Origin of the sequence: Bradyrhizobium sp. SZCCHNRI3043, from assembly GCF_032377735.1 — a bacterium.
Classification (GTDB): Bacteria; Pseudomonadota; Alphaproteobacteria; order Rhizobiales; family Xanthobacteraceae; genus Bradyrhizobium.
In genome coordinates this window covers 115,955-138,903 of the sequence record NZ_JAUHID010000005.1, presented here as the reverse complement: position 1 = coordinate 138,903, position 22,949 = coordinate 115,955, and the positions used below count along the sequence as shown (strand labels likewise).

At 65.4% G+C, this 22,949-nt stretch carries 15 protein-coding genes and 1 tRNA gene; 13 read left to right on the top strand and 3 right to left on the bottom strand.

All coding sequences use genetic code 11. The annotated features are described in order from the left end of the window. The first annotated feature begins 629 nt into the window (after positions 1-629). Positions 630-5,060, top strand: coding sequence for an IPT/TIG domain-containing protein (locus QX124_RS13595; protein ID WP_315797418.1), 4,431 nt, complete (start codon positions 630-632; stop codon positions 5,058-5,060). A 75-nt stretch (positions 5,061-5,135) separates the two neighbouring features. Here QX124_RS13595 and QX124_RS13590 read toward each other — a convergent pair whose 3' ends face one another. Next, positions 5,136-6,056 (bottom strand): septal ring lytic transglycosylase RlpA family protein, encoded by a 921-nt coding sequence (locus QX124_RS13590; protein ID WP_315797417.1) that lies wholly within the window; start codon positions 6,054-6,056, stop codon positions 5,136-5,138. Between the two features lie 928 nt (positions 6,057-6,984). Between QX124_RS13590 and QX124_RS13585 the strand changes: the two genes are divergently transcribed. Beyond that, positions 6,985-7,074: transfer RNA gene (locus tag QX124_RS13585), tRNA-Ser, on the top strand. A 115-nt stretch (positions 7,075-7,189) separates the two neighbouring features. On the opposite strand, the gene QX124_RS13580 is transcribed toward QX124_RS13585, so the two are convergent. Next, on the bottom strand, positions 7,190-8,623 hold the full coding sequence (locus QX124_RS13580; protein ID WP_315797536.1) for a hypothetical protein: 1,434 nt from the start codon (positions 8,621-8,623) through the stop codon (positions 7,190-7,192). A 280-nt stretch (positions 8,624-8,903) separates the two neighbouring features. After that, positions 8,904-9,632 (bottom strand): Spy/CpxP family protein refolding chaperone, encoded by a 729-nt coding sequence (locus tag QX124_RS13575; protein ID WP_409997698.1) that lies wholly within the window; start codon positions 9,630-9,632, stop codon positions 8,904-8,906. 408 nt (positions 9,633-10,040) lie between these two features. Here QX124_RS13575 and QX124_RS13570 point away from each other — a divergent pair, with 408 nt between their 5' ends. From QX124_RS13570 to QX124_RS13520, 11 genes are all read left to right on the top strand, one after another. Continuing rightward, positions 10,041-11,381: an ABC transporter substrate-binding protein gene (locus tag QX124_RS13570; protein ID WP_315797416.1), complete on the top strand. Its 1,341-nt coding sequence runs from the start codon at positions 10,041-10,043 to the stop codon at positions 11,379-11,381. 123 nt (positions 11,382-11,504) lie between these two features. Next, complete coding sequence (locus QX124_RS13565) at positions 11,505-12,440, top strand: sugar ABC transporter permease (RefSeq protein WP_315737945.1); 936 nt, start codon at positions 11,505-11,507, stop codon at positions 12,438-12,440. Further along, positions 12,440-13,351, top strand: a complete 912-nt coding sequence (locus QX124_RS13560; RefSeq protein WP_315797415.1) for a carbohydrate ABC transporter permease — start codon at positions 12,440-12,442, stop codon at positions 13,349-13,351. The genes QX124_RS13565 and QX124_RS13560 overlap by 1 nt, the downstream gene beginning before the upstream one ends. Positions 13,352-13,370: 19 nt before the next feature. Continuing rightward, the gene (locus QX124_RS13555) at positions 13,371-14,471 is read left to right on the top strand and encodes a sn-glycerol-3-phosphate ABC transporter ATP-binding protein UgpC (protein WP_315737943.1); all 1,101 of its coding nucleotides are present in this window, start codon (positions 13,371-13,373) and stop codon (positions 14,469-14,471) included. 28 nt (positions 14,472-14,499) lie between these two features. Then, a complete protein-coding gene (locus tag QX124_RS13550; protein ID WP_315797414.1) occupies positions 14,500-15,498 on the top strand; it encodes a hydroxyacid dehydrogenase in 999 nt (332 codons plus the stop codon). A 251-nt stretch (positions 15,499-15,749) separates the two neighbouring features. Next, a complete protein-coding gene (locus tag QX124_RS13545; protein ID WP_315797413.1) occupies positions 15,750-16,160 on the top strand; it encodes a hypothetical protein in 411 nt (136 codons plus the stop codon). Between the two features lie 179 nt (positions 16,161-16,339). Further along, on the top strand, positions 16,340-17,131 hold the full coding sequence (locus QX124_RS13540; protein ID WP_315797412.1) for a transporter substrate-binding domain-containing protein: 792 nt from the start codon (positions 16,340-16,342) through the stop codon (positions 17,129-17,131). Positions 17,132-17,406: 275 nt separating this feature from the next. After that, entirely contained in the window at positions 17,407-17,781 is a 375-nt protein-coding gene (locus QX124_RS13535) for a hypothetical protein (RefSeq protein WP_315797534.1), read from the top strand. 91 nt (positions 17,782-17,872) lie between these two features. Beyond that, positions 17,873-18,265 (top strand): FixH family protein, encoded by a 393-nt coding sequence (locus QX124_RS13530; RefSeq protein ID WP_315797411.1) that lies wholly within the window; start codon positions 17,873-17,875, stop codon positions 18,263-18,265. 76 nt (positions 18,266-18,341) lie between these two features. Beyond that, the gene (locus tag QX124_RS13525; RefSeq protein ID WP_315797410.1) at positions 18,342-19,766 is read left to right on the top strand and encodes an efflux RND transporter periplasmic adaptor subunit; all 1,425 of its coding nucleotides are present in this window, start codon (positions 18,342-18,344) and stop codon (positions 19,764-19,766) included. Continuing rightward, entirely contained in the window at positions 19,763-22,936 is a 3,174-nt protein-coding gene (locus tag QX124_RS13520) for an efflux RND transporter permease subunit (protein WP_315797409.1), read from the top strand. Before QX124_RS13525 ends, QX124_RS13520 begins: the two co-directional genes overlap by 4 nt. Positions 22,937-22,949 lie beyond the last annotated feature (13 nt).

Genomic DNA, 22,949 nt, shown 5'->3' with positions numbered 1-22,949 from the left:
GCAAACGACCTAATACACACAATAACAGTCGAATTTTTTATCAAAGAATTTGCAGCGGCATCATCCAGCTCGAGGACGGGCCGCGAGGGGGCGTCGTGAATCTCACTGCCGGGATCTGGATGGTGGTCCGTGCCATGGGGTACGCATTCGCCCACGCTTTCGGCTTCTCGCTCGACAGACCGCCGGCACGCCCGTCCTCCCATGCGACAGCCTCTGCCTCCCGGCCCGGCAAAGCCGGCGCGCGGCGCTACGCCGTCGTCTCGGCAGTCGTGGGCCTCGTATCCTTTGCTGCAAGTGACGCCTGGGCTGCCAATTGCACGGCAGTGTCCGCATTGACGGTTTCGACGAGCATTCAGCTGAACTCGCAGATCACATTCAGCGTCAATGGCGCCACCGGTCCCGGCGCGACGCTCGTGCCGAAAACGGGCACACAATACAATCGAATCGCCAACAGCGGCCTGTACAATGCGTGCGGAACTGACACAAATACTGGTTTCCCGATTACAGGGGCCGGATCCGACACGTCCGCATCGATCGCTGGTTCGAATGGGGGCGTCTACACGATCACGCCGATAGAGACGATTGATCCCAATAACGGCAATGCCTACTACGTAACTTATAATCTGACGATGACGACGGCGCCGCCGACGACCTCCGACACGATCATTCTGAACTATTCGTCGACGACTGATGTTGGCACTGGCACGTTCGGCACCACCGATAGTGGCCTGACCATCTCGCTCTCGAACGTCACGCCCAGCCTCTCCGTCACCGCATTGTCACCGAGTTCCGGCCCGACCGCGGGCGGCAACTCGGTCATCATCACCGGCACCGGATTCACGGGGACCACCGGCGCCGGCGGCGTGAAGTTCGGTTCGAACAATGCGACGAGCTACGTGGTCAACTCCAACACCCAGATCACGGCGGTCGCGCCGGCCGGGTCGGCGGGCACCGTCAATGTGACGGTCACCAATGGCGCCCCATCCCAGGCGGCGCCGGCGAATCAATACACCTATGTGGCCGCGCCCACGGTATCGTCGATCGCGCCGACATCGGGCCCCGGCTCCGGCGGTACATCTGTCGTCATCACCGGCACCGGCTTCACCGGCGCGACCGCGGTCAATTTCGGCGCCACGTCTGCGACCGGATTCACGGTCAACTCGGCCACCCAGATCACCGCGACGTCGCCGGCCGGCACCGGCACCGTCGATGTGACCGTCACCACTGTGGGCGGAACATCGGCCACGTCTGCCGCCGATCAGTTCACCTACATTCCCGCACCGACCGTGACCTCGATCTCGCCGACCTCGGGCCCCGGCGCCGGCGGCACCACGGTGACCATCACCGGCACGAACTTCACCGGCGCCACGGCAGTGAATTTCGGCGCCACGCCGGCGACCGGCTTCACGGTCGACTCGGCGACCTCGATCACCGCGACCTCGCCAGCGGGAACGGGCACAGTCGACGTCCGCATCACGACCGCCGGTGGCACCTCGGCCACTTCGGCTGCCGACCAGTTCACCTACATCCCCGCACCGACCGTCACCTCGATCTCGCCGACCTCGGGGCCGGTGGCCGGCGGCACGACGGTCACCATCACCGGCACGAACTTCACCGGCGCCACCGCGGTCAATTTCGGCGCCACGCCTGCCACCGGCTTCACGGTCAATTCCGCCACCTCGATCACCGCGACCTCGCCCGCTGGGACCGGTACGGTCGATGTCCGGGTGACGATTCCGATAGGCGGCACCTCGGCGACCTCGGCGGCGGATCAATTCACCTATGCCGCCGTGCCGACCGTGACCTCGATCTCGCCGACCGCAGGTCCGACAACCGGTGGCACGTCAGTCACGATCACCGGCACCGGCTTCAGCGGGGCGACGGCGGTCAATTTCGGCGCGACGCCTGCAACCGGCTTCACGGTCAACTCGGCCACCCAGATCACGGCAACCTCACCGGCCGGCACCGGCACGGTCGACGTGACCGTCACGACCGCCGGTGGAACGTCGGCAACCAGTGCCGCTGACCAGTTCACCTATGTCGCAGCACCGACGGTGACCTCGATCTCTCCGACATCGGGCGCTGGTGCCGGCGGCACCTCGGTGACGATCACCGGCACCGGCTTCAGCGGCGCAACGGCAGTGAATTTCGGCGCCACGCCGGCGACCGGCTTCACAGTCAACTCGGCGACCTCGATCACCGCGACCTCGCCGGCCGGCACCGGCACCGTCGACGTGCGCGTCACCACTGCCGGCGGCACCTCGGCGACCTCTGCGGCCGACCAGTTCACCTACATCCCCGCACCGACCGTCACCTCGATCTCGCCGACGTCAGGCCCGGCGGCCGGCGGCACCACGGTGACCGTCACAGGCACGAACTTCACCGGCGCCACCGCTGTCAATTTCGGCGCGACGCCTGCGACCGGCTTCACCGTCAACTCGGCCACCTCGATCACCGCGACCTCGCCCGCTGGGACCGGCACCGTGGACGTCCGCGTCACCACCGCGGGCGGGACCTCGGCGACTTCGGCGGCCGACCAGTTCACCTATATCGGCCCGCCGACCGTGACCTCGCTTTCGCCGACATCCGGGCCTGTCGCCGGCGGCACCTCGGTGACCATCACCGGCACCAGTTTCACAGGGGCGACCGCGGTCAATTTCGGCGCCACACCGGCGACCGGCTTCACGGTCAATTCGGCCACCTCGATCACGGCGACCTCACCGGCGGGGACCGGCACCGTCGACGTCCGCGTGACCACCCCGAGCGGCACCTCGGCGACGTCGGCCGCCGATCAGTTCACCTACTCGCCGGTACCGACCGTGACGTCGATCGCGCCGACTGCCGGGCCGTTGGCGGGGGGCACGTCGGTGACCATTACGGGCACCGGCTTCACGGGCACCACAGCGGTGAATTTCGGTGCGACGCCGGCGACAGGCTTTACGGTCAACTCGGCCACCTCGATCACCGCGACCGCGCCCGCCGGCACCGGCACGATCGATGTGAGGGTGACCACCGCGGGCGGCACTTCGGCCACCTCTGCGGCCGATCAATTCACTTATACGACAGCTCCGACCGTCACCTCGGTCGCACCAACCTCCGGACCTGGGATCGGCGGCACCTCGGTCACCATCACCGGCACCGGCTTCACGGGGGCGACCGCGGTGAATTTCGGCGCCACCGCCGCGACCGGCTTCACGGTCAACTCGGCCACCTCGATCACCGCGACCTCGCCAGCGGGGACCGGTACGGTCGACGTCAGGGTCACCACCGCCGGCGGCACCTCGCCGACCTCGGCGGCTGACCAGTTCACCTATATCGGCGCGCCCACCGTGACATCGATCTCGCCGACGTCAGGCCCCGCGGCCGGCGGCGCCACGGTCACCATCACCGGCACCGGCCTCGCCGGCACCACCGGTGCGGGAGGCGTGAAGTTCGGCGCCGTCAATGCGGCGAGCTACACCGTCAATTCCGCGACCTCGATTACGGCCACCTCGCCCCCCGGCACCGGGGCGGTCGATGTGACTGTGACCAACAACGGGCAGACGTCCGCGACCTCAGTCGCGGACCGGTTCACCTATTTGTCGGCGACGACGCAGACAACCCTGAGCTCGTCGCAGAACCCGAGCCAGGGCGGTCAACCCGTGACGTTCACGGCAACGGTCACAGGGTCGGGTGGAACGCCGACGGGCACGGTGACGTTCAGCGACAACGGCACACCGATCGGAACAGCGACGCTGAGCGGCGGCGTTGCGGCCTTCACCACATCCGCGCTGGCGGTCGGCAGCCACACCATCATCGCAAGCTATACCGGCAGCCCAACCTTTGCGGCGAGCACCTCACCCGGCCTTGCGCAGACCGTGAACGTTCCGCTCGACAGCGTCAGGCTTCGCGCGTTGCAGCTCAACGTCACCAAGATGGTGGCGCAGAACTCAGGCCAGGCCATTTCCGGGGCGATCGACGATGCCATCGCTGATGGCTTCAACGATGGCGGCGCGTTCGTGACGCCCAGCAACGGCCGCATGCGCTTCAATTTCTCGGCTGACCCGCGGGACCAGGACGACGCCGCGGCGGTCCCGAGCTCGGCCAATTCGGGCAGCAGCGCCTTTACAGACCGTGGCGGAAACCCCGGCCCGGGCGGCAGATCCGCCCGTGGCCGGTCGCGCATCGACAATGCCTTCGCAGCGATCGACCAGCAGACGCCGGAGAAGGCGTTGCCAAAATGGCACGAGGACAAGCAGTGGCTGCTCTGGGCCGATGTGCGTGGCACCAACATCGACCGTTGGAGCACGACCAGCGCGTTCGGTGTCACTCAGGCAAGCCAAACCTCGCTCTACGGCCAGCAGATCAACGCGCTGATGGGGTTGACCTACAAGGCGACGCCGAATGTCCTGATCGGCGTGCTCGGCGGGTATGAGACCTTCAGCTATACCGAGCAGGATATCAACGGGAAGCTCAAGGGAGACGGCTGGACGGTTGGCGCCTATCTCGGCTGGAAGATCTTGCCGACACTCCGCTACGATGCGACGGTCGCCTATTCCGGCATTGGCTATAACGGCACGGCCGGGACGGCGCAGGGCAATTTCAACGGCGAGCGCTGGATGGCGTCGACGGGACTGACGGGCATGTACAAGGCCTATGGCTTCCTGCTCGAGCCCTCGGCCAAGGTCTACGCGCTGTGGGAGCACCAGAATGCCTATACCGATTCGCTCGGCACCCGGCAGGTCACCAATGACTTCGCCAGCGGCCGCGCCTCCGGTGGCCTGAGAGCCGCCTACCCGGTGGCCTGGTTCGACAGCGGCATCGTGCTGACGCCGTTCGTCGGTATGTATGGCGACTATTACTTCAACAAGGAGGATGCCGACACGCTCGCCAACGGCGGCACCGGTCTGGCCTCGACCCCGCTGCTGCAGGGCTGGTCGGCGCGCGCCACGGGCGGTCTCGGCATCAGGACTCAGGGCGGCGCCAGCGTCGGGCTCGGCGCCGAGTTGGGCGGCATCGGCAGCACCACCCGCGTCTGGACCTACTCGGCGAGAGCGCGCGTGCCGTTCTCGGCCCAATAAAGCTTTGCTGATCGCCGGAATCAAAACCGCCCCGGCATGGGGCGGTTCACGTGAACAAGCCGTGCTTGGCGGAGTTCAGTACAGGCCGCGGCCGCTCATGATGTCGCGCGCCTCGTTGGCGCCGTCGTTCGGCTCTGCCCTGCCCTGCGAGACGTAGCGGCCGTCCTGGTCGTAGGACACAGCGCGCGGGTTCTCGAGGTTGCGGCCCCGCGTCCTGCTGGACGCCGACATTTCCGAGGTCGCGCCGATCGAGGCGAGATCAGCCGAGCCGTTGCCGAGCGTATAGGGGCGCCCTTCGGGCAGCGGGATCTCGCCGCGAATCGGACGGCCTGTGCCCATCTCGGGCACGAACGGCCTGGCCGAGGCGACGCGCACCAGGGACGGTGCCGGCGCCGGGATGCCCGTGCGCAAGGTCGCCATCAACTGGACGTCGTCGGAGCCCTCCAGCGGGGCGCGGCCGACATACTCCACCCGCACCTTGGCGATACCGTTGCCCTTGAACTCGAGCAGATCGGCCGCCTTGTTGGAGACGTCGATCAGCCGGTTGCCGTGGTATGGCCCGCGATCATTGATGCGGACAATGAGCGATTTGCCGTTGGCGAGATTGGTGACGCGGGCGTAGCTCGGCAGCGGCAATGTCGGATGGGCGGCCGTCAGCGACGTCATGTCGAAGACCTCGCCATTGGCAGTCAGGCGGCCGTGAAAATCATCGCCATACCAGGACGCCATGCCCTCGGCGCGGTAGTTGGCGTCCTCTTCCGGGACGTAGGTCTTGCCGGCCACGGTGTAGGGCTTGCCGATGCGGTAGACGCCGCCGCCCTTCGGCACCGGCTCGCCGAATCCGACGACGCGCGGGCTCGACGACACGCCGTATTTCGGATCGACCTTGCTGGCGAACTTGTTGGACGAGGCGCAGTTCGCGACCATCAGGCAGGCGAGGACGGCGACGGCACTGCGCACCGCTCTCTCGACCGGATCTGTTTGACCAATCCCCATCGACCCCAATTACCAATGTGCCGGTCGCAGCTGGGCCATCCCATCAGCCCCGCGCGCCGCGCGCTTGTCCCCGCGAGTCGCGTCCCCCGCAACTCAACGCACAAGGATAACGCAACCCGAACACGGCGGAAATGGGGTAGGCCCCGCCGTGGTTAACCGGAGCTTTCCGGCGGTTGTGACGAGGACGATAGCCGCCTAAGCGTGCGCTCCGCTCCGCCTCCTCGTTGCGAGTGCACCTTTTTGGACACATATGTTGCGTGAAATCCTCACTTGAGAGTGTTCTCATTTCCCGGGACCTGAATCATTTTGACTGTGCAGGGCTGCACGTCGTTTGCTTCACGTGGGGCGCAACAGGGTGTGTTCGCTATGATCGAAGCAATGACGGCAGTGATGGGCTTGGTTGGCGCCGGGATCTTCCTTGCTCATGCGTTTGAAGGGGTCCGCTCGCGGGCCTGATTCCGGACGGATCGGACAGCCGACGTCATGGTCGGCTCTCGTCCGCTTCAATGATTTCGTCCGCTTCAAGAACGACACTTCAGGAGCATCCCTGAAGCCGGCAGTTTCGACCAACAGATCTTTCAGACCGCTCTTCGTCCGGTCCTCCGCTTCTTCCGATCGACGTGAGGTCGGACCGGCAGCCCAGCTGTAGAAGGTGGCCCATGCGATACCCATACCTACGACGTCAAGACGTTGGACGTCCGGACTTGCTTTCGAGCAGCTTTCTCGCCCTGGCAGCGCTGAGCACGGCAGTGTTGTGCTCGAGTCTGATGGTTTTCGCACTCCGCTAAGCCGCGGGCTTTGAGCTGATGCCGTTCGGGCAGGCGTGAATGCGCCGTTGACGAGCCGCAAGCCAGCACCCTAAACAAGGATCGCGTCGCTACCGCGCTGTCATGGCGCGGGTATCGCTGTTCCGGAGACGACGCCGGATGGAAGGGTGGCCGAGTGGTTTAAGGCACCGGTCTTGAAAACCGGCGTGCCCGCAAGGGTACCGTGGGTTCGAATCCCACCCCTTCCGCCAAGTCTCCTTCCACGTCCCCGAACTTGCCGCTGATCCGGGACCCGATGGATCGGCTGGCCGCGCACAACGCTGGCGAGCGCGCCCGCAGCCCCCCTGCTCAGAGCTGCGCGTCCGGTCAACGACCAGGGTGCGCGCCATGGCTTGCCTGCGGCGCGCGGTGGCCGTTCACGGCGCCGGCGGTCTCGGAGGGCACGCCGACCCGCTCCATCAGTTCGCGAACGTCGCGGATGCGGTTGTCGAGAAGGCCGTGCATCTCGCTGAGCGTCCAACGCAGCTCATCCAGCGCGCCCGGCGCCGCGTCGGGAAAATGCGAGAGATGATAGACCATCTCGTTGAGGACCTGCCGCAGCCCGTACAGGTCGTCATGGGCGAGCTTCTGGACATCGAGCTGGCCGAGCAACCGCTGCACGAAGCTGCGCCGATCGGGCGGCACATGGCGCAGATCGACGAACCGGTTGACGTGGAAGGCTCGCGGCGCCTCGGCACTGCCGGCCGCTTGGGCCAGCGCGAGGCGCACGTTGTCCGCGTTGAGATCCTCGGTATCGACGGAGAGCGTGTTCGGGAACAGGCTCTTGTAGCGTTCGATCAAGGCGTGGGTCTTGTCGTAGTACCAGCCGAACTTGTCGGCCAGCGACAGATCCATCCATTGCTGCCTCGACATCTCTCCGAAGTGGAAAGCGGTCGGACGCTTGCGACGCGCGGCCGGCGAATCGGCGTAGTAGAGGTGGTTCTGCGGCGACAGCTCGGCATTCTCCACCAGGCTTGCGATGCACGCCGCCCGGTCGCGCCGGCGCAGATGCACCAGCGTGACCTGATCGCCGAGGAGCTCGGCGATGATCGGCAGCACGGCCGCGTAGCCGTTGCCGACGACGCAAGCATGGGGGCAATCGAGGATCGTCTGACGAATCTGATCCGCGAAGCTGGGATCGTTGGTTTCCTTGAGCTGGCAGAACAGCTCATTGAACTCGCTCGACGCCCATTCGTGCACGGCCCTGTCGCCGTTGCCCTGGTTGTCGAACACCTCCTGCATCATCCGCGTCAGCGACGTCGTGCCGTCCCGGCCGGTGCCGACGCACAGCACCCGCAGCGTGGAAGGTGGAGAATTCCTCAGGGCCGCGTCGCGGCCATTGCCGGAGGGGCGCGTCGCTCCATTGTCCGAGACCACGGCCGGGCGCTTACGCGCCAGCCGGCGAAGCTCCGCGGACGCCGCCTCCCACTCCAGCCTGTAGCCGTCGCGCTCGTCGCGCAGGCGGCCCATGATCACGCCCCTCTCTTCGGTGATGCGCCTGTACCGCTCGGACTCATCCTTCGCAGCGACCAACTCCGCTTGCAGCGCATCGACGAAGCGTTTCACGTCCGCATCGAGGCGGCTTTCGGTGCTGGCGGTGCCAATCCCCAATCGGTTCTCGATCCACCGGCGCAGTCGCACTCTCGACAACAATAATCCTCCAAGACATCGAGCCGAACGGCCTGCTGATCGTCTGCCGCCCGATCGCTGCTGCGATTCAGCACGCCTGCGAAGGCCGCCCTGCCGGCTCCGGCTCTCCATGTAATACAATTGCAATGTACATCAAACCTGCATCGCAATTCGGTTGCAGAGGCAGCGATGGTGGCCGGCACGTTGCGCGAGCCGCGCCCGCTCGTGCCCGATAAATGTGCATGCCGCGGAGCCTGCTTTCTCCCGACCATGCCGTCAACGCGACCAATTGCCATTCTTAGGGTATTAATGTACCGTGACGCGGCGCGACCGCGATGGGTTATGCGTCACGGCATGCCGCAGGCGCCGCTGCTGCCAACGGCGCAGCCCCGACGACGCCAGCTCCGTTGAGCTAGTCCAGTCCGCGCTCGCGACTCAGGCGCACCATCTCGTCGATGAAGATCTGCTTCTGCTTGTCGCCGAGGCTGGTGAACAGCGGTTCGGACGTGTCGGCCACCGCGCGCTGGTCGGCGGCACGATCGACCAGGAACTGAGCCTCGTTGCGCATCTGCTCGACGATGTCATCCGGCGGATCGCGCTTCGACCGCGCGATGCGCAGCTCGAGTCGATCCGCGCCGTTGCGGCCGAGCGCGTGCATCGCGTCGGCGAACGGACCCCAGTTCTTCGCCTGCTCTTCCGTCAGGTTCAGCCCGGCCTTCAGACGCTCGATATTGCTGTCGCTGTTGGCGACGATCTGTTCGGCCGTGAGTTGCGGGACGCCCGGCTGCGTCAGCAGCGGCGTCGCCTTGGCGACCTTGCTCGTCTTCGTCGCCTTGGAAGGCTTCGCCTTCCTGCCCTCGGCCGGCGGTGCCTCGGGCTGCGTACTTTGCTGGCCGCCGTTGCCGGTGAACGCCCCGGTCACGCCGGTGACCACGCCGACGACACCGCCGATCGCGCCGCCGAGCACACCGCCGACCGGGCCCGCCGCCCTGTTGCCTTCGCGCGCGCCCTGCTCGACGCCCTTGAACAGGCCCTGCGCGGCAGGCTGACGCGGCAGGCCCGCGAGGCCGATGAGGCCTATTGACACTCCTATTGCGATGCACCGGAAAGACCGGCGCCAAATGCCGGCGGGGCTCGTCATCATCAGTTCAGGCTCCGTGCAACACGTCCGACCGTCGCGCGCAGTCGCTGGTCGTGACGGCCATGATTCCAACGAATTCTATCGTTGCCGCAACGCGCAAGTCCATCGGCCGCATGCAGTGCGATGCATCGAACGCGTTCGGCTAGACTGATTCCTGCTCTGCTTCCTGCTCTGCCGGGACGCGCCTTGCACTGCAGCGCTCAGCGCTGCGATGCAATCAGTTACGAACCTGCGACGAATTGTGCCCGCCATTAGTTCAAGGATTCGCCTCACCTGCTTTCTCGACAGCCGCTCGCAATTCTGCTCTGATTGCACCCAAGCGAAATCCATGCGCGCATGACGCGACGCAACAACTAACAAATCGGATTCGCATTGACAGAATGCTTGGCTCACCAGGGAGGGAACGCCATGTCACGGAGGAAGCTGAACCGTCGACAATTCGTTGCTGCGACCGCTGCCACCTCGGCGGTCATGATTGCCACGCCCTATGTGCGCGGTGCCTACGCCGCCGGCAAGCTCTCGATAGGCTTCTGGGACCATTGGGTTCCGGGCGCCAACCAGGCCTCGACCGATCTCGTCAACGAGTGGGCCGCCAAGGAGAAGGTCGAGGTCCAGATCGACTACATCACCAGCCAGGGCAAGAAGATCGAGCTGACGATCGCCGCCGAGGGCGCCGCGAAGTCCGGCCACGATCTGATCGCTATGCCGACCTGGTGGCCGCATGCGCATGCCGAACTGCTGGAGCCGGTCAACGACATCATGGGGCCGATCATCCAGGAGAATGGCGAGGTCAACGGCACCGTCAAATATCTCGGACAGTCCGGCGGCAAATGGCTCGCCGTGCCGGCCTGCGTCGGCAGTCAGATCAAGGGCCCCTGCACCCGCATCGATCTCATGAAGAAGCATGCGGGCATCGACGTGCAGGAGCTGTATCCGGCCGGCTCTCCACCGAAGGCCGACAGCTGGACCACTGAGACCTTCCTGAAAGCGGCGGAGGCCTGCCAGAAGGCTGGCGTGCCGTTCGGCATCGGGCTCGGCGAAACCACCGATAGCGTAGACTCCGCCGGCGCGTTCTTCCAGGCGTATGGCGCCGAGCTGGTGAATGCCAAGGGCGATGTCACGGTGAAGACGGATGCCGTGCGCCAGGCGCTCGAGTTCTACAAGCGGCTGATCGCGGCACTGCCGCCGGATGTCGCCTCATGGGACGACGCATCGAACAACAAATGGCTGGTCTCGGGCAAGGGCGCGATGATCATGAATCCGCCGAGCGCCTGGGCGGTGGCCAAGCGCGACGCGCCGCAGATTGCCGAGCAGTGCTGGACCCACGGCTTCCCGGCCGGCCCCAAGGGCCGCTTCGCGCCGTTCCTGCCCTACTTCTGGAGCATCTGGTCGTTCTCCAAGAACAAGGAGGCCGCCAAGAGCCTGATCGTGCACCTGTCGAAGCCGCCATCGATCGAGAAGATGGTGGTGGCGAGCGGCGGCTACGATCTGCCGGCCTATCAGAAGCTGACGACGCTCAAGGTGTGGCAGGAGGAGGGCCCGCCGAAGGGGACGCTCTATCACTATCCCAACCCCTACAATCACCAGACGCTGTCGATCGCAGCCTCCCCTGCTCCGCCCAAGATCGCGCAGCAGATCTATGCACAGGCGACGATGACCAAGATGTGCCTGCGCTACGCCCAGGGCGAGAAGATGGAATCGACCCTCGCCTGGGCCGAAGGCGAGTGCGAAGGCTTCATGCGCAGCTGAGGCATGTTGAAGCAACGCCGGCGGTCCGCTTCAGCAGGCGGGCCGCCTCCTTTCACCTTGTCAGTGTTCCCCATCCAGTGAGGACCCCGCCGTCGCGGGGGACATCACGAGGAGCCCTTTTTCATGGTTGATGCCGCCATCGGTGAAAACGCCGTCGCCCGCCCTCGCGCGGCCCGCCGCAATGGTCTGCACAGGGCGTTGAAGCGGAAATCGACCGCCGCTTTCCTGATGACGCTGCCGCTGATCCTGCTGATCGTGCTCCTCGTCGTCTATCCCGCCTTGTATTCGGTGCATCTGGCGACGCTGAACAAGTCGATGCAGCGCTTCGTCGGCTTCGGCAATTTCGAGTTCCTGTTCAAGCGCGACACGTTCTGGCTGGTCGTCAAGCAGTCCTGCATCTTCGCGATCACCGCCGTCGTGTTCAAGGCGCTGATCGGCTTCATCGTCGCGCATTTCGTCCACAACATCCCCGCCAAGGGGCAGCGCAAATGGCGCGGCATGCTGCTGGTACCCTGGGTGATCCCGCCGGCGATGAGCACGCTGGCGTGGCTGTGGCTGTTCGACCCGTCCTACAGCGCCTTCAACTACACGCTCGCCTTCTTCGGCATCGGCCCGATCCCGTGGACCGGCGACGCCGCCTGGGCGCGATTCTCGGTGATCCTGGTCAACATCTGGTACGGCGCGCCGTTCTTCATGATCATGTACCTGGCATCGCTGAAATCGGTTCCCGAGCAGCTCTATGAAGCCGCGGCGATCGACGGCGCCAATTGGTGGCAGCGCATCTGGTACGTGACGCTGCCGATGATGCGCAACATCATCGCCATCACGACGCTGTTCTCGCTGATCGTGACGTTCGCCAATTTCGACATCGTCCGCATCCTCACCGCCGGCGGCCCGCTCGACAAGACGCACATCTTCGCGACCTGGGCGTTCCGCGTCGGCATCGAGGGCAGCGACATTCCGCTCGGCGCCAGCGTCTCGCTGTTCATGGTGCCGATCCTGGCGGTGGCCGCCATCTTCATCCTGCGCGACGTCAACAAGCGGGGGAACGAATCCTGATGAGCACCGTCACGATCGACAAGGCCGGCCCGACCCGCAATGTTAAATACGGCTCGATGAGCCGCGACCGCGCCTGGGCGTTGCGCTGGTCGTATTTCTTCCTGACGCTGTTCGCGATCTTCTCGCTGGTGCCGCCGCTCTACATGCTGATCACCTCGCTGAAGGGCAGCGCGGAGATCTCCGCGGCGACCAATCCGTGGTGGGTGTTCCACCCGACGCTGGAGAACTATCTCGAGCTGCTGACCTCGAACCAGTTCATGCGCTTCTTCTTCAACTCGGCCATGGTCTCGATCGTCGTCGTGGTCATCACCATGCTGATCAGCATCCCCGCGGCGTTCGCGCTGTCGCGGATGAAATTCTGGGGCTCGGCCACGCTCGCGACCGGCGTGTTCCTGACTTACCTGATTCCGGACAGCCTGCTGTTCATCCCGCTGTTCAAGATGTTCGCACTGATCGGCGACGTCACGGGCATCCAATTGATCAACCGCTGGTACGTGCTGCTGTTCATCTATCCGACGCTGACGGTGCCGTTCTGCACCTGGATCATGATCGGCTATTTCGCGTCGATCCCGAAGGAGCTCGACGAAGCCGCCATCATCGACGGCGCCTCCTGGCTACAGACGCTGACGCGGATCTTCATTCCCGTCGCCCTGCCCGGCCTGATCGCCGCGACGATCTTTGCCTTCACCGTCTCCTGGGCGCAGTTCCTGTATCCGCTGGTGTTCACGACCTCGACCGACCAACTGGTGCTGCCGGTCGGCATCGTCACGAGCCTGATCAAGGGCGACGTCTTCAACTGGGGACAGATCATGACCGGCGCGCTGCTTGGCGCGGCGCCGCCGCTGATCATCTACGCGTTCCTGATGGACTATTACATTGCCGGACTCACGGCCGGCGCGACCAAGGGCTGATGACGGGGGTTGACCACACATGGCTGAAGTGAGCTTGCGCAAGGTCGTGAAGCGTTATGACGACGTCGAGGCGGTCAGGGGCATCGATCTCGATATCGCCGACCACGAGTTCGTCGTGCTGGTCGGCCCGTCCGGCTGCGGCAAGTCGACGACATTGCGGATGATCGCAGGGCTCGAGGACATCTCCGACGGAGACATCACCATCGGCGGCGACGTCGTCAACGACGTCCCCCCGAAGGACCGCGACATCGCGATGGTGTTCCAGAACTACGCGCTCTACCCGCACATGACGGTGGCCGAGAACATGTCGTTCGGGCTGCGTCTGAAGCACTATCCGAAGGCCGAGATCAAGAGCCGCGTGGCGGAGGCCGCGCGCATGCTGGATATCGCCGACCTCGTCGACCGCAAGCCCAAGCAGCTCTCCGGCGGCCAGCGCCAGCGCGTGGCGATGGGCCGCGCGATCGTGCGCAATCCCAAGGTCTTCCTGTTCGACGAGCCGCTGTCAAACCTCGACGCCAAGCTGCGCGTGCAGATGCGCATCGAGATCAAGAAGGTGCACCAGAAGGTCCGCACCACGACGGTCTACGTCACCCACGACCAGGTCGAGGCGATGACCCTGGCCGACCGTGTCGTGGTCATGAACAAGGGCCGCATCGAGCAGATCGGCACGCCGAACGAGCTGTACCACAATCCAGCGACACGCTTCGTCGCCGGCTTCATCGGCTCGCCCGCGATGAACTTCGTGCCGTGCCGGCTCGAGGAGGCCAATGGCCGGCTCCACATCCGCCTCACCGACCGCATCGCCTTTCCGCTGCCGCCGGCGCGCGCCGCGCGCTATCAATCCGTGTCACGAAATGAGCCGCTGCTGCTCGGCATCAGGCCGGAGCACATCACCGAGACCAAGCCGCATGCGGAGCCTGGGATTGAGCCGTTCGAGGCGCTGCTCGACGTCACCGAGCCGATGGGCATGGAGACGCTGGTCTACTTCACCCTCAACGAGACGCCGGTCTGCGGGCGGGTGAACCCCAACGCCGGCGCGCGGGATGGCAGCCCTCTGCGCATGGCAATGGACCTCAACAACATGCACCTGCTAAACGAGGCGACCGGGCTCGTGATCTGACGAGCACAAGAAGCTTCAAGGGCAGGATATGACCACCAGGACGGCAACCAACAAGAACAAGATCCTCGTCACGGAATCCTTCTCGGCCAAGGGACGCGCGCTGCTCGCGGCGCGCGACGACGTCGAGATGATCGAGTTCCCCAACATGATCTCGGCCGCGGATTTCTCCGCGCTGCTCGCCTCGCATGCCCCCGTCCATGGCGTCGCCCTCGGTGCGACCCGGTTCGGCGAGCCGGAGCTCGTCGCTGCCGGCGACATGAAGGTCGTGACCCGGATCGGCGTCGGCTTCGACGCGGTCGACGTGCCGGCGCTGAGCCGCCACAAGGTGCCCTTAATGGTCGCGGGCACCGCGAATTCGCCGTCGGTCGCCGAGCAAGCGCTGTTCATGATGCTGACGCTGGCCAAGCGCGCCAACGAGATGCATGCGATGGTCAGGGACGGCACCTGGGGCGCGCGGCTCGGTGTGCTGCCGTTCGATCTGTACGGCAAGACCGTGCTGATCATCGGCTTCGGCCGCATCGGCACCCGCACCGCCAAGCGCTGCCTGGCGATGGAGATGCAGGTCCTGGTCTACGACCCCTACAAGCCGGCCGCCGACATCACCGCCGCCGGCTGCGAGCCGGTGACCGACCTCGACGCCGCGCTGCCGCGCGCCGATTTCGTCAGCATCCACTGCCCGAAGACGCCGGAGACCATCGGCCTGTTCAATGCCGCGCGTCTCAGGCTGATGAAGCCTTCCGCCTATCTGATCAACACCGCGCGCGGTGGCCTGATCGACGAGGCCGCGCTGTACGACGCGCTGGTGTCCGGCCGCCTCGCCGGCGCCGGGCTCGACGTGTTCGAGCAGGAGCCGCCGCCGGTCGGCCACGCGCTGCATGCGCTACCCAACGTGATCATGGCGCCGCACGTCGCCGGCGTTACCCGCGAGGCCGTCGACCGCATGAGCGAGCAGACCGCGCGCAACATCCTGAGTGTGCTCGACGGCGATCCGATTCGGCAGAACGTGATCAATCAGGACGTGCTCTGAGTCGCGGGCTGGCGCCGACTCGCGCTGATAGATCTGCTCAGTACGTGAATGGTCATGGCCGGGCTCCGTCCCGGCCATCCATTTTTGGAGAACGGGCCGGCTGAGTCGAGCGTCCTCCTGCACTCCTCGAGATCCTCATCCACCGCTTTGTTGCCCAAATTTGAACGCATTATTGCATCTCGCCCAGATTTCGCTACAACTATAGCTATTGGCGTCGGCGTTTGCGCGCGTCAGTAGGAACAGAGGCGATCATGAGTGTTGCGACGGAGCACGCGCTCGCAACGATAGCGAGCATCCTCGACAAGCCGGAGTCTGCGAAGCGTGACGACCGGGCGGCCGCGCCTGCTCCCAACTCTCCCGCCAAGAAAGCCGCAGGCACGGTGGTGTCGTTCGATCAGGCCGACGGCTACACCAAGATCGGGCCCGGCCCGATCTCTGCGATCCGCTTCCGCTGGACCGCGCGGCGCGGCGAAGACGGTTACTACGTCGACGAGACCGTCGGGCCGACCTCGATCGCCGTCAGCAGCGGCCCGATGACGGCCGAAGCCGCCATCGACATGGTCGACACCCGTGCGCACGAGGCGGCAGAGCGCTTCGAGGCGCTGAAGAACGAGATGACCGGCAAGGGTGCGTTTGCTCCGGTGGAACCCAGCCGAACCTAGCGCTCGGTCGCCTCGCATCGTTGAATGATGCGCGGCATTGCCTGGTGGACCTGCAGGCTCGACCGCCGGCGGCGGCCGTAAGCCGCTCCGAACGGTACGACAGCCGCCCCTGCCCCTCGTCCCGCGACACCGCTTCGTATAAGAAGAACCTCGTCCCACTCAAGCCGAGGTGTCGCATCATGGGGTTCTTCGATCGTCCGCTGTCCGTTCTGACTGGGCTCGTCCTCGTCTGCAGCCTTGCCGTCCCGGCGGCCGCCGAGCAGGCCTCGCGCCTCGACGAGGTCATGCAGCGCGGTAGCTTGCGGGTCGGCATGACCGGCGACTACAAGCCCTTCACCTATCTCGACAAGGCGACCGGCAAATTCTCCGGCTTCGACGTCGACATGGCCGAGTCGCTCGGCAAGGCGCTCGGCGTCAAGGTCGAGTTCGTGCCGACCAGTTGGCCGCAACTGATGAAGGATTTCGAGGCCGACAAGTTCGACGTCGCCATGGGCGGCGTGTCGATCACGCTCGACCGCCAGAAGAAGGGCTACTTCTCGACCGCGATCATGCGCGAGGGCAAGACGCCGATCGCTCGCTGCTCGGACACGTCGAAATACCAGACGCTGGCCGACATCGACAGACCCGGCACCCGCGTCGTCGTCAACCCCGGCGGCACCAACGAGCGCTTCGCCCGCGCCAACGTCAAGGCCGCCGACATCCGCGTCCACACCGACAACGTCACGATCTTCGAGGAGATCGCCAAGGGCGACGCCGACCTGATGATGACCGATGCCTCCGAGACGCGCTATCAGCAGAAGCTGCATCCCGGCGTGCTCTGCGCCATCCACCCGGAGAAGCCGTTCGACTTCTCCGAGAAGGCCTACTGGCTGCAGCGCGACATGGCGCTGAAGGCGTTCGTGGACCAGTGGCTCCACATCTCGACCGAGAACGGCAGCTATCAGGCCGTCTACAAGAATTGGTTTGATTGACGTCGGCATTTGCCCCGCGCGACTCCTGCCGGAACCATCGCTTCAAACCCGGCGCGCGCCGGAGTGGCAGGAATTCACGAGACCTTCGGTCGTCATGCCCGGCTCGCCCGGGCATTCACCCCGGCTTGCGGAATCTACCCCATGGGGGTATATCGGGGTCGATGACGTCGACCCTGGCAGCCATCGCGTCCGCGGTGGCGCAGTTTGACCCGTCTCAAGGACTGCCTCCAGAAGCGCAGTAGGGTATGCTGCGGCCAAGGCAAACTCGGATCCTGATGCGGCTTGTTCGGACCATCCTGGCGTTCGCGATCGCCCTCTCGCTGGCGATGCTGCCGATTGGCGCATCGACGGCGGCGGTCGCAATGTCGTCGAACGACATGCAGGCAAGCATGGCCATGGCCATGGGCGATGGCGCCGACATGTCGATGGACGAGTGCTGTCCTGACGACGTGAAGGGGACGAGTTCCCCGTCACACGGCGACAAATGTGGGATGGGTTTCTGCTGCGCCGGCGGAACGGTTGCGCTCGGCGATATCAGGACCATCGTCGTCGCTCCACTCGCCATCGCGGCGACCACGCTGGCGCTTCCCGCCGACCAGGTGGCCTCCCTCGATAGCGGCAGTCCTCCTTTCCGACCTCCTCGAGTCTGATCTCGTTACCGACGCGCGCATGCCTGCGCGCCGACCGCTGACGTGCGCGCCATCGGCGCCACGGCCGAGATCCATTCATGAGGACAGGACCATGCTTTCCAGACTTAGCATCGCGGCGTTCGCCGCCACCCTTTCGCTTGCCACATCAGCCGCCTTGGCAGGCGTGACTGACTACACGTTCGAGCCGGTCACTCCGGAGATGAAGAAGGGCGACGATGTCACGGTCGCCATTCGTCTGACCAACAAGCAGACCGGCAAGCCGGTCGCCGACGCGGTCATCTTCAAGACGCGCGTCAACATGGCCCCCGACGGGATGGCCGACATGGTGTCGGACGTGGCGCCGCTGCCGTCGAAGGAACCGGGCGTCTACGCCTTCAAGACCGACCTGCCGATGGCCGGGCGCTACCAGGTCACGCTCTCCGCCAAGGTGCAGGGCGAGCCTGAGACGGTCACCGGCAAGGTCATCGTCAAGGCGACGAAGTGAGCTCGCGGGGCGCTCCCGACGAGCGCCCCAGTCTCCCAACGGATAGCGCGCGCCCAGCGCGCCTCACGGTGATGCCATGAACACGTTGCGTCTGCTCGCGACCATTGCGGTCGGTGCTGGCCTCGGCTTGGGTGGGCTCGTATCCATCCAGACCACGCCTCCGTCGTTTCGCGCCCCTCTTGCCGCCGCCGCGGCGGATCGGATGCCGCTGTACTATCGCGACCCAAGCGGTGCCCCCGCTTGGTCGGCGACCCCCAGGAAGGACGATCGCGGGCGCGACTATCTGCCCGTCTATGACGACGATCAAGCGGGGCCGGAGCCGGCCAAGCCGAAGCAGCAGGCGGACTCCTCACGCAAGATTCTCTACTACCGCAATCCGATGGGCCTGCCGGACACGTCTCCCACTCCGAAGAAGGACCCGATGGGAATGGATTACGTTCCCGTCTACGACGGCGACGAGGCCGACGACGGCGTGGTGAAGCTGTCGCCCGGCAAGATCCAGCGCAGCGGCGTGAAGTCAACGCCGGTCGAGCGGCGCACGCTCCACGTCGCGGTGAAGGCGCCGGGCACCGTCCAGCTCGACGAGCGGCGCATCTCCGTGATCGCGATGCGCACCGAAAGCTTCGTGCAGAAGGTCGCCGACGTGACGACCGGCACGCGCGTCAGAGCAGGCCAGCCCCTGATGGAGATCTATAGCTCGGCGATCGCGGCGGCCGCCGCCGAATATCTCTCCACCATCAATTCCAACATCGTCGGCAGCAATGCCGCCTACGGCCGCGGCTCGCGCCAGCGGCTGACCAATCTGGACGTGCCGGAGCCGGTCATCGCGGCCATGGAGAAGTCGCACGTCGCCCCCGTGACGGTGCAATGGTCGGCGCCGCGCGACGGCATCGTGCTCGAGCGCAATGCGATCGAAGGCATGCGGGCCAATCCGGGCGACGTACTGTTCCGCATCGCCGACATCTCGCTGGTCTGGGCCCTGGTCGACGTCGCCGAACGCGACCTCGGCAGCATCGCGGTGGGTCAGCCCGTGATGATCCGGGCGCGCAGCTTCCCGGGGCGGACCTTCGCTGGCGCGATCGCGGTGATCTATCCCCAGGTGAACAAGGACACGCGGACGGCGCGGGTGCGGATCGAGCTCGCGAATCCGGACCTCGCGCTGCTGCCTGACATGTATGTCGATGCCGAGATCGAGACCGCAGCCCCGGCGCCGGTGCTGGCTGTGCCGGCGGATGCCGTGCTCGACACCGGCAGCCGCCAGGCGGTCCTGATCGACAAGGGCGACGGCCGCTACGAGCCGCGCGCCGTCAAGCTCGGCCGCCACGGCGCCGGCTATGTCGAGGTGCGGGACGGTCTGTCGGAGGGCGAGGCGGTCGTCACGTCAGCCAACTTCCTGATCGATGCCGAGAGCAACCTCAAGGCCGCGTTGAAGAGCTTTGCCGAAGCAGCTGAGCAGCAGCCCGCCAACGCCGATCACGCCGGGATGGGAGCGCACAAATGATCGCCCGCATCATCGCCTGGTCCGCGCGCAATCTCCTGCTGGTCCTGTTCGGCACCGGCTTCGCCGCAGCCGCCGGCTTCTACGCGCTCATTCATCTGCCGCTCGACGCGATCCCCGATCTGTCGGATACACAGGTCATCGTCTACACCGAATATCCCGGTCAGGCACCGCAGGTGATCGAGGATCAGGTCACCTATCCGCTGACCACGGCCATGCTCACGGTGCCGAAGTCGAAGGTCGTGCGCGGCTTCTCGTTCTTCGGCGTCTCGTTCGTCTACGTCATCTTCGAGGACGGCACCGACATCTATTGGGCACGCTCGCGCGTGATGGAATTCCTGAACAGCGCAGCGTCGCGGCTACCGGCGGGAATTGCACCCACGATCGGCCCCGACGCCACCGGCGTCGGCTGGGTCTATCAATACGCCGTCATGTCGAAGGAGCTGAACCTCGCCGACGCCCGCACGATCCAGGACTGGACCCTCAAATTCGCATTGGCCAAGGCCGAAGGTGTCGCCGAGGTCGCGAGCATCGGCGGCTTCGTCAAGCAGTACAACGTCGTTCTCGATCCGCAGCGGATGCGCGATCGCGGCGTCAGCACGCAGAAGATCCGCGATGCGATCCGTTCCAGCAATGCCGATGTCGGCGGCCGCACCGTCGAGCTCTCGGAGTTCGAATACGTCATCCGCGGCAAGGGCTACATCAAGAATATAAACGACCTCGGCAACATCGTGCTGAAGACGTCCGGCGGCACGCCGGTGCTGCTGCGCGACGTCGCAACCGTCGAGCTCGGTCCGGACGAGCGGCGCGGCATTGCTGAGCTCAACGGCGAGGGCGAAGTCGCCAGCGGCATCGTGCTGCAGCGCTTCGGCGTCAACGCGCTCGATGTCATCGAGAACGTCAAGAAGCGCTTGCACGAGATCGCGAGCAGTCTGCCAAAATCGGTCGAGATCGTTCCGGTCTACGACCGCTCGAACCTGATCTATGCCGCCATAGCCACGCTCAAGCACACCCTGCTCGAGGAGAGCATCGTCGTCGCCCTCGTCTGCGTCGTCTTCCTGCTGCACGTCCGCAGCGCCCTGGTCGCGATCCTGATGCTCCCGGTCGGCGTGCTCATGGCGTTCGGCGCGATGAAACTGCTTGGGCTCGGCTCGAACATCATGAGCCTGGGCGGCATCGCGATTGCGATCGGCGCCATGGTCGATGCCGCGATCGTCATGATCGAGAACGCCCACAAGCACCTCGAGCGGGCCAAGCCCGACCAATCGCGTGTTCAAATCCTGATCGACGCGGCCGCGGAGGTCGGCCCTGCCCTGTTCTTCAGCCTCCTGATCATCACCGTGTCGTTCATGCCGATCTTCACGCTGGAGTCGCAGGAAGGCCGGCTGTTCAGCCCGCTCGCCTTCACCAAGACGTTCTCGATGGCGGCGGCCGCGCTGCTGTCGGTCACGCTGGTGCCGGCGCTGATGGTGATCTTCGTGCGCGGCAGAATCATTCCCGAGCGCCGCAACGTCATCAACCGCTTGCTGATCTGGATCTACCGGCCCGTCATCAAGGGCGTGTTGCGGGCCAAGACGATCGTAATCCTTGCCGCGGTCGCGGTGCTCGCCATCTCCATCTGGCCGGCGCGCCAGCTCGGCACCGAGTTCATGCCCAGCTTGAACGAGGGCACGCTGCTCTATATGCCCACGACCCTGCCCGGCATCTCCGTGACCAAGGCCGCGGAGCTGATGCAGATGCAGGACCGCATCATCAAATCGTTCCCGGAGGTCGCTTCGGTCTACGGCAAGGCCGGGCGGGCGGCGACCGCAACCGATCCCGCGCCGATCGAGATGTTCGAGACGGTCGTCAACCTCACGCCGAGGGATCAATGGCGCCCTGGCGTCACGATCGACAGCCTGATCGCCGAGATGGACAAGGCGCTGCAATTCCCCGGCGTTTCCAACGCCTGGACGATGCCGATCAAGGCCCGCATCGACATGCTCTCGACCGGCATCCGCACGCCGATTGGCGTGAAGGTGATGGGCACTGATTTGACCGAGATCGATCGTCTGGCAAAGCAGATCGAACGGGTCATCAAGACCGTCCCCGGAACGTCCTCGGCCTATGCCGAGCGCGGCATCGGCGGCTACTACCTCGAGATCACACCCGACCGCGAGGCGCTCGCTCGTTACGGCCTGCTGGTCCAGGACGTCCAGGATACGATCGCGGCTGCGCTCGGCGGCCAGACGGTCACCACCACGGTGGAGGGCCGCCAGCGCTTCACGGTCAACATGAGGTATCCGCGCGATCTCCGCGACAATCCGAAGGCCATCGCCGACGATGTCCTGGTGCCGATGCCGGCCGGCGGCGCCGTGCCGCTCGGCGAGGTCGCCAGGATCGAGCCGGTCCGGGGACCCACCTCGATCCGGACCGAGAACGGACAGCTTGCAACTTACATCTATGTCGACATCCGCGATCGCGACATCGGCAGCTACGTCGCCGACGCACAGCGCGCCGTCACCGAGAACATCCAGTTTCCAGCCGGCACTTACGTGGTCTGGAGCGGCCAGTACGAATATCTGCAGCGGGCCGCTGCCCGCCTCAAGATCGTCGTCCCCGTGACGCTCTCCATCATCTTCCTGCTGCTCTATCTGAACTTCAGGGCCATGACGGAGACCCTGATCGTGATGCTGTCGCTGCCGTTCGCGCTGGTGGGCGGCATCTGGATGATGTGGTGGCTCGGCTTCAATCTATCGGTCGCCGTCGCGGTCGGCTTCATTGCACTCGCCGGCGTGGCCGCTGAGACCGGCGTCGTGATGCTGATCTATCTCGACCACGCGCTGGCCGAGATGAAAGCCAGGCGGGCCGCTGAGGGCGCGCCCTTGACCCGGCGCGATCTCCAGGACGCGATCATGGAGGGTGCCGTCGAGCGCGTCCGGCCGAAGATGATGACCGTGGTCGCCATCATGGCGGGTCTGCTTCCGATCATGTGGAGCAATGGTACGGGCTCAGAGATCATGCAGCGCATCGCCGTCCCCATGATCGGCGGCATGATCTCATCGACTCTGCTCACTCTGATCGTGATCCCCGCCATTTTCGGTCTGGTGAAAGGACGCGGCCTGTCATCCGGCAGCACAACGGCGCGCGGCGCCTCTGGCGATGGATCGGAACCGGTGGCAGAGGCGGCTTGAGCCGAAGCTTCGA